Genomic DNA, 9,845 nt, shown 5'->3' with positions numbered 1-9,845 from the left:
GTTGTCCCATAGCCAAGGGCAGTGATCACACCGGCCAGCTCGTGGCCGAGGATCGACGGCGTCCGGTCACGGAAGGCACGATCGGCCCAGGTCGAAGGCCACTCTAGTTCGGTGTTGACGAATCCTGCCGCGTAAACCTGAACGACGACATCGTTTATCGCGGCTTGCGGCTCAGGCCGCTCCACCAGCTTCATGCCGGCCGTTCCCGAAGCCTGATCCGTGACAACGATTGCTTTCATCTGAATTGCCTTTTCTCTCGTCTGTCTCTTCGGTCGAAATGTTGCCTGCTGGCCGCTATGAGTGGCAAGCGGGTTGCGTGGTGACCAGAGGCATGACGGCTCCGCAAGGCCCGGTCTCACGCCAGGCGCTGTGAAGTCGCCGGCCTTCCTTCCAGGGAAGCGGGAGGTGTCGCATCTCTAACTGGGGCAACTGTCGCATCTACTAAATGGCTGCTCCATGAGAAAGTCGCATAAGATAGATTATGGAACTGTCGCATCGGGCGCTGACCCGGAAACTGCTGCGGCTTTCGCCGCTGGTGGCAAACTCTATGAACCGCTCCATACAGCGCTTCGCGACTTCGCGCCCAGACCGAACGTTTGGATGATGGAGCCGAAATGCCAACTGAGCAGTCGTCGCTATCGCTCTGACTCGTAAGGGATTTCGATCGCCATGCCGTCATAGGCCGGCACCACGTGCTCCGGCGTCTCGGCCATCACCGCGACATAGTCGAGCGGCACGTGCATATGGGTCAGCACGGCATTCCTGGGCGCCAGCTTTTCGATCCACTCCAGCGCCTGGCCGAGCGACAGATGGCTGGGATGCGTGCTGTACTGCAGCGCGTCGATCACCAGCATGTCGAGGCCGTGCAAACGCTCGGCTGTGGCATCCGGGAAGCCGCTGATATCCGGGCAGTAGGCAAGCCCGCCGATGCGGAAGCCCAGTGAAATGATGTCGCCATGGAACTGCGGCAGCGGCTCGAGGGTGAGGGCGCCCCCCTCGCCTTCGATCACCACCGGTCTCCCGTGGTCGATGATATGGGCCTCGACGATCGGTGGATACGAGCTGCCGGGCGGCGTCTCGAAGCAATAGCCAAACGCCTCGCGCATCCGCCGCATCGTCGGTTCGTCGGCGTGGATGTCGATCCTGCGCCGCTGGTCGTGCACGTAGCCGCGCAAATCGTCAATGCCGTGGATATGGTCGGCATGCGGATGGGTATAGACGACGGCGTCGATACGCCCGACCGACGCCATCAGCATCTGCTGGCGGAAATCCGGCCCGGTGTCGATGACGACCGTGGTACGCGCGCCGTTGGCGGCAATCCGCTCGACCAGCGCGGCCGTGCGCATGCGCCGGTTCTTCGGATTTGCGGGATCGCAATTGCCCCAGTCGCCCGTGATGCGCGGCGTGCCGGGCGACGAGCCGCAGCCGAGAACGGTAAAGCGCAGCCGGTCGCCCATGCCTCAGCCTGCCGCCATGTCGGGACGCGGCATCTTGGTGAACAACCGAAAGAAATTCCCGGTGGTGATATCGGCGATCTCGGCCTCGCTGACGCCGATGGTCTCGGCAAGCACCCTTGCCGTGTTCGCCACATAGGCCGGTTCGTTGCGTTTGCCGCGATGCGGGATCGGCGCGAGGTAGGGCGCATCGGTCTCGACAAGCAGCCGGTCGCGCGGCACGTCGGCGGCGATGGCGCGCAGCTCGGTCGAGTTCTTGAAGGTCAGGATGCCGGAGAAAGAGACATAGCCGCCCAGCGCCACGCCGACTTCGGCCAGCCTGCGCCCAGACGAAAAACAGTGCAGAATGAAAGGGAAGGCGCCCTTCCCTGTCTCGTCCTCGAGGATCGCCGCCATGTCATCGTCGGCGTCGCGCGAATGGATGACCAGCGGCAGGCCGGTCCGGCGCGCGGCGGAAATCTGGGTGCGAAAACCTTGCGCCTGCGCATCGCGCGGCGCCTTGTCATAGTAGTAGTCGAGCCCGGCTTCGCCGATCGCCACCACCTTTGGATGGCCGGAAAGCCGCACCAACTCGTCGGCGGTGACGTCGAGCTCTTCCGCCGCATTGTGCGGATGGGTGCCAACCGAGCAATAGACTTCAGTGAAAGTTTCAGCGATTTCAAGGATTTGTTGAAAACGCTTGACGCGCGTCGAGATGGTGACCATGCGACCGATTCCGGCGGCGAGAGCGCGGGAGACGATTGTCTCCCGCTCCTCGGCGAAGTCCGGAAAGTCGAGATGGCAATGGCTGTCGACCAGCATCAGGCGTTGCCATCCTGCTCGACATAGCGTGGGAACACGCCCTCGGGCGCCGGCAATGCCGTGCCGGGCACCAGCGCGTGGTCGGCATGGACGTGCTCGAATGCGCGCTTGTCCGCGGGCACGGCCAACAGGTCGAGCAGCTTGGCGGCCGATCCGGGAACGAACGGCTGGCAAAGCACCGTCACCCGTCGCACGACCTCGGCCGTCGTCCAAAGCACCGTCTCCATGCGTTCCGGATTGGTCTTCTTCAGCGCCCACGGCTCCTGCGAGGCGAAATAGCGGTCCGCTTCCGCCACCGCGCCGAAGATCGCCGCCAGCGCCAGATGGATGCCCTGCTCCGCCATTGCCCTGCGCGAAACGGCCAACGCCTCGATCGCATGGTCGAGGATCGCCGTGTCGGCCTCGGTCAGATCGCCGCGCTTCGGCACCGCGCCGCCGCAGTTCTTGGCAATCATCGACAGCGAGCGCTGCGCCAGATTGCCGAGACCGTTGGCGAGGTCGGCATTGGTGCGGTTGACGATCGCCTCATGGCTGTAGCTGCCGTCCTGGCCGAGCGGCACCTCGCGCAGGAAGAAATAGCGTACCCGGTCGACGCCGTAATGCTCGACCATGGTGAACGGATCGACGACGTTGCCGACCGACTTCGACATCTTCTCGCCGCGGTTGAACAGGAAGCCGTGGGCGAAGACACGCTTCGGCAATTCGATGCCGGCCGACATCAGAAAAGCCGGCCAGTAGACCGCATGGAAGCGCACGATGTCCTTGCCGATGATATGCGTGGCCGGCCAGTAGTGCCATTGCTCGGCCTTGGTGTCGGGATAGCCGGCCGCGGTGATGTAGTTGGTCAAGGCATCGACCCAGACATACATGACATGCTTGTCGTCGCCTGGCACGGGCACGCCCCAGTCGAAGGTGGTGCGCGAGATCGACAGGTCCTTCAGCCCCGACCTGACGAAGCTCACCACCTCGTTGCGCCGCTCGGCCGGACCAACGAAGTCGGGCTGGCTCTCATAAAGCGCCAGCAATTTGTCCTGATATGCGGAGAGCCGGAAGAAATAGCTTTCCTCCTCGTTCCATTCGACCGGCGAGCCAAGCGGCTCGCGGCGCACGCCATCCTCGCCGAGCGTGGTTTCGCTCTCGTCGAAATAGGCCTCCTGCCGCACCGAATACCAGCCGCTGTAGCGGTCCAGATAGATGTCGCCATTGGCGGCCATCGCCTTCCAGATCGCCTGGCAGGATGCGTAGTGGCGTTGTTCCGTCGTGCGGATGAATTCGTCGTTTGAGGCGCCGACCGTCTCGGTCATCGAGCGGAAGATTGCCGAATTGCGGTCGGCAAGCGCCAGGGGCGTGATGCCTTCCTTCTCGGCCGTCTGCTGCATTTTGAGGCCATGCTCGTCGGTGCCGGTGAGGAACAACACATCCTTGCCGTCGAGACGCTGGAAGCGAGCAAGCGCGTCGCTGGCAATGACCGTATAGGCATGGCCGATGTGTGGCTTGCCGTTCGGATAAAAGATCGGAGTGGTCAGGTAAAATTTTTCGCGTGACATGAATGAACCGTCATGAATGTCTGAATGTGAGTTGTGGCGGTGGATATCGCATCGGGACGGCGATTGCCATCCCGTTGCATGCCGCCCAAAGGGGCCCCGGTTTTGGGGCGGCGGCATGCACCAAAGCAATCGTCACATTCGCATCGCAGAATTCAGGCGGTCGATCATGGCCAGGGCGTGCTGCTTCTTGTCGAGATTGTAAGTCTCGGCCTCAGATATCGTGTTCAGCGCCTCGTGCCAAGCCTCCGACAGGGTTTTGGCCCTGGCGAGGTCGCCCGCAAGTGCCGCTTCGCTGGCGGCGGCCGATAGCAGATCGAGCGCGCGGCGGTTGAAGATGTCGAATTGGATCGCCTGGTCGCGTCCCGCCACGGCCTCGGCCAAGCGATGCGCGCCGGCAATGTCCGGCTTCCTGGCCGCCACCAGCGTGTCGAGCGCGCCGGCGATCTCCAGTCCGCCATATTGGGTGAGCAGGATCGCGTTGCGGGCGCTGCCCCCTGCCCGCTCGGCAAGTGCTGCGCGCGCGGCCGGATCGTCCGGCGGCGGCGGCTCGACATTTTCCAGCACCGCCATCAACTCGTCGGCGGCCAGAGGCGCCAGCCGCACCATCTGGCAGCGCGAGCGGATCGTCGGCAGCAGGCTGCCCGGCGCGTGCACGATCAGAATGAACAGGGTGCGCGCCGGCGGCTCTTCGAGATTCTTGAGCAAGGCATTGGCGGCGTTGGTGTTCATGTCGTCGGCCGGATCGACGATGACGACGCGGTAGCTGCCGTCATGCGAGGTCATCGACAGGAAGCGGCTGACCCTGCGGATCTCGTCGACGGTCAGCACCGTCTTGAAGCTCTTGGTCTTGTCGTTGGCCGGACGGGTGAGATGCAGCACCGAAGGATGCGCGCCGGTGGCGATCTGGCGAAACAGCGAGGAAGCCGGATCGGGAACGGCGAGCGTGTCGGGCGCCGCCTTGAAATCCGGATATTTCAGAAGGTGGTACGCAAGGTGGAACGCCAGCGTGGCCTTGCCGATGCCGTGCGGTCCGGCAAAAATCAGCGCGTGCGGCAGCTTGCCGGCGCGGTAGGCGCTCACGAGCATAGCCGCCGCTGGCGCGTGGCCGATCAGCCGCGGCGTTTCTGCCGGCTCAGGCACGCCATCCAGCGTGTCGTGCTGTTCTGGGGCAATGCGTTCGAAGATCATGCCGGCGCCGTCTCAATCCTTGGCGCCTGCATCCGCTCTTCCAGCGCCGTGAAGACGGCGGCGGTGACGACATTTTCCACCGCATCGGGATCGGCGGAGGCGTCGATGACGATGCAGCGCTCCGGCTCCGCTTCGGCGATGGCCAGGAAAGCCTCGCGCCGTCGCCGATGGATAGCCAAAGTCTCCTTCTCGAAGCGGTCGGCGGCATCACCGGCGCCGCGCCGCGCGGCGGCCCGCCTCAGGCCTTCAACGGGATCGATGTCGAAGATCAGCGTCATGTCCGGCATCATGCCGTTGATGGCAACCGCTTCCAGCGCCTTCATGAAATCGGCATCGATGCCGCCGGTGACCCCTTGGTAGACGCGCGAGGAATCGATGAAGCGGTCGCACAGCACGATCGAGCCGCGCTCGACCGACGGCCGGATGACCTGCTCGACATGGTCGGAGCGCGCGGCAGCGAACAGGATTGCCTCCATCTTCGGACCGAACGGCTCGGCCGCCCCCGACAGAAGCACATGCCTTACGGCCTCGGCGCCGGGCGATCCGCCCGGCTCGCGGGTGACCAGAACCTCGTATTTCTTGGCGCGCATGCGCCGTGCCAGCCGCTCGATCTGTGTCGACTTGCCTGCTCCTTCGCCGCCTTCGAAAGTGATGAAAAATCCGCTCGCCAATCGCGACTGCCTTTGCCCGTGCTGGCCGCTGTCATAGCTCCCGTCCGTCAAAAGGTCCACGAACTTGCCCGATCACAAATGTTTCTGACGCAGCCAGCCGACAGCGAGTTCCTTGACGGCGTCGAGCGCGCGCTGCGGCAGCGTGCCCACTTTCACCGACTCGGCGGCATAGAGCTGCGTCTGCTGGCTGAGGGTTTCACCTATCCAAACGCGCAGCTCTCCGACCGGTTGCCCCTCCTCGACCGGTGCCGACACCGGACCCTGATAGACGATCCTGGCGGTCAGCTTGTCACGGTTGGCGATCGGCAGAAAGATGTCCACCGGACCTTTGGCCTTCAAGGCCAGGCCGGACTTGGCGCCGCCGAAGACCTGCGCTTCGCCGACCACCTCGTCCTTGGCGAAAATCTCGGTCTTCTGGAAGGAACGCGAGCCCCATTCGAGCAGCTTGCGCGCCTCTTCGGAGCGTTCGCGGTCATTCGCCAGTCCGCTGAGCGCGGCGATCACGCGGGTGCCGTTGTGGCTGACGGTGCCGACCAGGCCGAACCCCGCCTGCTCGCTGGCACCGGCCACGAAGCCGTCGGCTTCGATGCCCATGGCGATCAGCGGATTGCGGTTCCTCTGCGCGATCTTGTTCCAGGTGAAGTCCGGCTGGCCGTAATAGTGGAAGAACTCGGGATAGTCGCGCCACAGATGCAGCGCCAGCATCGTCAGCTCCCGCATGGTCGTCTGCTGGCCGTCGGCCGGCAGGCCGGTCGAATTGACGAAGGTCGACTTCGACAGGCCGAGCTGGCGGGCGCGATCCGTCATCTGCACGGCGAAATTCGCTTCCGAGCCCGCCATGCCCTCGGCAAGCACGATACAGCCGTCATTGGCGGCCTGCACGGTGACGCCCTGGATGAGGTCCTCGACGCGGACCTCGGATTTGAGCTTGGCGAACATGGTCGAGGTGCCGGACGGCGCGCCGCCGGTGCGCCAGGCGTTTTCACTGACGACGAAAGTGTCGTCGAGCGTCATGCGTTTCGACTTGATGGCGTTGAAGACCGTCTCCATCGTCATCAGCTTGGCCATCGAGGCCGGCGGGATCGGCTTGTCGGGGTCCTTGGCGAAGAGCACGGTGCCGGTGTCGGCATCGATCATGAACGCCTGCGTTGCCTTGGTCTCGAAAAGCTGCGCGCTCGCCGGGGCGGCGCAAAGCAGCACCAGCACCAATCCCAGAAGGCTGGCGAAAGGTGGAAAAATGCGGAATTGCATGAATCTCGACCCAATCTGAGCAACACCGGAAAACGCACAGAGGTTGTTGGCCCGGAATTGCGCAAAGACTACCCCGCGGCCAAGCTATCAGGGTTTTTTCGACCGGATCAACGGGCAGCTCGAATTTGGTCAGTTACGCACAGCCAGCGCGTCCGGCGCGCCATGCGACCAGGCTGCCTGGAGCAGGTCGTCGATGCTGCCATGGCCGTCCGGATAGACATTGACCGCATACCAGTCGTTGCCGTCGAGCTCGGTGCGCTGGATCTCGGTCCGGCCGAACGGCTCGAGCGCCGCGGCCACACGCTTTGCCTCGGCGGCTTCGTCGAAGGAACCGGCGGCGACGTAGTCGGATCCAGGAGCCTGTTCCTGGCGGTTCGATTTCTTCCACGACTGCAGGATATCGGCCGGCGACATGCCGCTGGTGCCAAGCGCGGCAAAGACATCGGCGCGCTTCACCCGCCCATCCGCATAGGACAGCGAAGCCACCGCGAAGGGCGAATTCGCCGGCAAGGTGAGCTCGGGTCGCTGCGGCACGATCGGTCCGAAATCCGGCAGCACGACATCGCTGGCGCCCTGCACCGAGAACGACGCCGGTTGCACGGTCGGCTGATTCGACAAGCCTGGCTGCGCGGCAAAGGCTTGCCCCGAATTGGTCAACTGGCCGGGGAACGGAACGGCGGCTGGCGGCGCGCTCACCGGCACGCTCGGCGACGGGCCGTTCATGGCCACCATCACGCCGGTCGGCAGGCCGTCCGAGGGATCCGGCCGGTTGTTGCCGGGGTGATAGGAGGCCACCAGATACCGGTCGTCATCGCCGTCGAGCGGCGCCCGGCCGACATATTCCACTTTGACCTTGGCCGTGCCGACCTTGTCATAGTCGAGCATCTGCGCGGCGCGTTCGGAAACGTCGATGATACGGCCTTCATGGTAGGGACCGCGGTCGTTGACACGCACGATCACTGAACTGCCGGTCTCGATATTGGTGACGCGGGCATAGCTCGGCAGCGGCATCGTCGGATGCGCCGCCGTCAGATGCGTCATGTCATAGACTTCGCCATTGGCGGTCAAACGGCCATGGAAGGCGTCGCCGTACCAGGAAGCCAGGCCGACCTTGGCGTATTTCTTGTCTTCCTTCGGGTAATACCACTTGCCGCGCACCTGGTAGGGCTTGCCGAGCTGGTCCCGGCCGCCGCCGCGCCGCATGAACTCGACGCGCGGGCTCGCCTTCACGCCATATTCGGATTCGGCGAAATATTCCTTGGAGCGGGCCTTCTTGTAGACCATTCCCTTCGGTTCGGGTTGCGACGCACAGGCAGCCAGCAGCAGGCCCGAGAGGGCGCACAGGGCGAAAGCAGAAGCACGGCGAAGACGCGGGTGCGCCGAAGTCTGCATGTTTTCGATTGTCCCCTACCGTGCTGCCATCCGACGGAACCAAGCGTCCGCCAATGCCAGCAACACCTTGATCCCCAATCCCTTTGTGCACCGGAATTGTTTATCACGATGTTAATCGATTATGGCCGCAACAGGGCGAGATTATGGCGAGAGGTGATACCGGCGCCCTCGGAACATCCGTTCCCGTTTCGAAAATCCTCTGCTGCCAATACGAGCACCGGCGACAAAGATCGCCGGCGTGTCGAATCCGCGTGAGAGTAAAGGTTCGTCCGCTATAGCGGCCGCCCGCCGGATGGCGCCTGCTGGGCCGTCGCACGAGACAGCATCTCACGCTTTGTCAGTACAGGTTTCTCATAGGTTTTCTTCACGATTGTCCCCTCAAATATTAGCAGATTGAGATTGGCAGGGTCTCGGCGACATTGTCAATGCATCGGCTTCCGCTGCCGTCCCGCCTCCCGCAAACAATGATTGAGCCGTTCCAACGATTGACAGATCTTTGCGCGGCGCACTAGAGCATGGGCGCTCGCGTTCCTGTTGGTATGGCTTTGCGGTCAGCGGGACGAAGCGCCTCGTGAAGGAATCACGATGGAGGGATGGCCGAGCGGTTTAAGGCACCGGTCTTGAAAACCGGCGTGGGCGCAAGTTCACCGTGGGTTCGAATCCCACTCCCTCCGCCACGACCATAATAAAATCAATAACTTAGAGGTCATTTTCCGACTGCGAAATATCTTTTTGCGCTACCCTTTAAGCAATGTCGGTCGCTGCGCCCCTCCCCGCCTTGACGGCTTAATACCGTTCTACATAGCCGCAATCGGCCTTACGATGATCTCCAGCGCGGTCTGGCGCTATCGCGCAGAGGGGACATGATTGACATTGCGGCAAGCCCTGACGGCACCCTGAAGGCCTATCTGCCTATGGGCACTCAGTCTAAATTGAGCGGTTGCTAATGCGCGTCTAAACTATTCGGCAGCCGCGCCCCCACCCCTAGACCCGGCCTGGGTCGTGGTTAGACTCCGTCCAAAACGCTTTAAGAAATTTGGGGGCTAACCGCCTATGCCTATCATCATCAATCTGTTGTTTTGGCTGCACCTTATGGCTTTGGCTATGGGAATTGGCGGCGGCATAGCCATGTCTCAAGTCGGCCCGCGCCTGGTAGCAGCGACGCCGGACCAGCGTACGCTTTGGTGGCCGCTGGCCACGGTCTACACTCGCATCGCCGGCACGGGCCTCATCCTGCTCCTGATCACTGGGCCGCTCCTGCTTTGGCTGAGGTACGGCGGCATCGATGGTCTGAATGGTTGGTTTAAGCTCAAGATGGCGCTCGTCGTCGTCATAGTGCTGACGATCGGCCTGAGCATGCGGGGGATGGCGCGGCTGAGGCGCGGCGACGAAGGTGGCGGCAAGCTGATGAGGGTGGCGGGCCCCCTGACAACGCTAACCGCGGCAGCGATCGCCCTGGCCGCTGTTTTCAGCTTCCATTGAGCGAATTGCCCAGCTACACCGCGAAGGCTTCCCCAGTCTTCGAGCCAACGCGAAGAACA

General features: G+C 63.1%; 9 protein-coding genes and 1 tRNA gene. 2 read left to right on the top strand and 8 right to left on the bottom strand.

Annotated features, from left to right (window positions below):
* The 8 genes from ACWGS9_RS20795 to ACWGS9_RS20760 all read right to left on the bottom strand — a co-directional run.
* Positions 1–239, bottom strand: a 239-nt coding sequence (locus ACWGS9_RS20795; RefSeq protein ID WP_454506995.1) for an alcohol dehydrogenase catalytic domain-containing protein, incomplete at its 3' end; no start/stop codon positions are given.
* A gap of 396 nt (positions 240–635) precedes the next feature.
* Positions 636–1,457: an MBL fold metallo-hydrolase gene (locus tag ACWGS9_RS20790; protein ID WP_454506994.1), complete on the bottom strand. Its 822-nt coding sequence runs from the start codon at positions 1,455–1,457 to the stop codon at positions 636–638.
* A gap of 3 nt (positions 1,458–1,460) precedes the next feature.
* On the bottom strand, positions 1,461–2,255 hold the full coding sequence (locus ACWGS9_RS20785; protein ID WP_454506993.1) for a TatD family hydrolase: 795 nt from the start codon (positions 2,253–2,255) through the stop codon (positions 1,461–1,463).
* On the bottom strand, positions 2,255–3,802 hold the full coding sequence (gene metG / locus ACWGS9_RS20780) for a methionine--tRNA ligase (RefSeq protein WP_454506992.1): 1,548 nt from the start codon (positions 3,800–3,802) through the stop codon (positions 2,255–2,257). Before metG ends, ACWGS9_RS20785 begins: the two co-directional genes overlap by 1 nt.
* Before the next feature lie 132 nt (positions 3,803–3,934).
* Positions 3,935–4,990, bottom strand: coding sequence for a DNA polymerase III subunit delta' (locus ACWGS9_RS20775; protein ID WP_454506991.1), 1,056 nt, complete (start codon positions 4,988–4,990; stop codon positions 3,935–3,937).
* Positions 4,987–5,661: a dTMP kinase gene (tmk, locus tag ACWGS9_RS20770; RefSeq protein ID WP_454507001.1), complete on the bottom strand. Its 675-nt coding sequence runs from the start codon at positions 5,659–5,661 to the stop codon at positions 4,987–4,989. Before tmk ends, ACWGS9_RS20775 begins: the two co-directional genes overlap by 4 nt.
* A gap of 72 nt (positions 5,662–5,733) precedes the next feature.
* Positions 5,734–6,912: a D-alanyl-D-alanine carboxypeptidase family protein gene (locus ACWGS9_RS20765; RefSeq protein ID WP_454506990.1), complete on the bottom strand. Its 1,179-nt coding sequence runs from the start codon at positions 6,910–6,912 to the stop codon at positions 5,734–5,736.
* Between the two features lie 129 nt (positions 6,913–7,041).
* On the bottom strand, positions 7,042–8,304 hold the full coding sequence (locus tag ACWGS9_RS20760) for a septal ring lytic transglycosylase RlpA family protein (RefSeq protein WP_454506989.1): 1,263 nt from the start codon (positions 8,302–8,304) through the stop codon (positions 7,042–7,044).
* 587 nt (positions 8,305–8,891) lie between these two features.
* On the opposite strand from ACWGS9_RS20760, the gene ACWGS9_RS20755 reads away from it, so the two are divergent.
* Together ACWGS9_RS20755 and ACWGS9_RS20750 are read left to right on the top strand one after the other, a co-directional pair.
* Positions 8,892–8,981 (top strand) — tRNA-Ser (locus ACWGS9_RS20755).
* 376 nt (positions 8,982–9,357) lie between these two features.
* Positions 9,358–9,786 carry a hypothetical protein gene (locus ACWGS9_RS20750; protein WP_454506988.1) on the top strand — a complete coding sequence of 143 codons (429 nt, stop codon included), beginning with the start codon at positions 9,358–9,360 and terminating at the stop codon, positions 9,784–9,786.
* Positions 9,787–9,845 lie beyond the last annotated feature (59 nt).

Source organism: Mesorhizobium sp. Arg314 (assembly GCF_053714275.1).
Note: the sequence above shows the minus strand (reverse complement) of the source record. Positions and strands in the feature narration are given on the sequence as shown.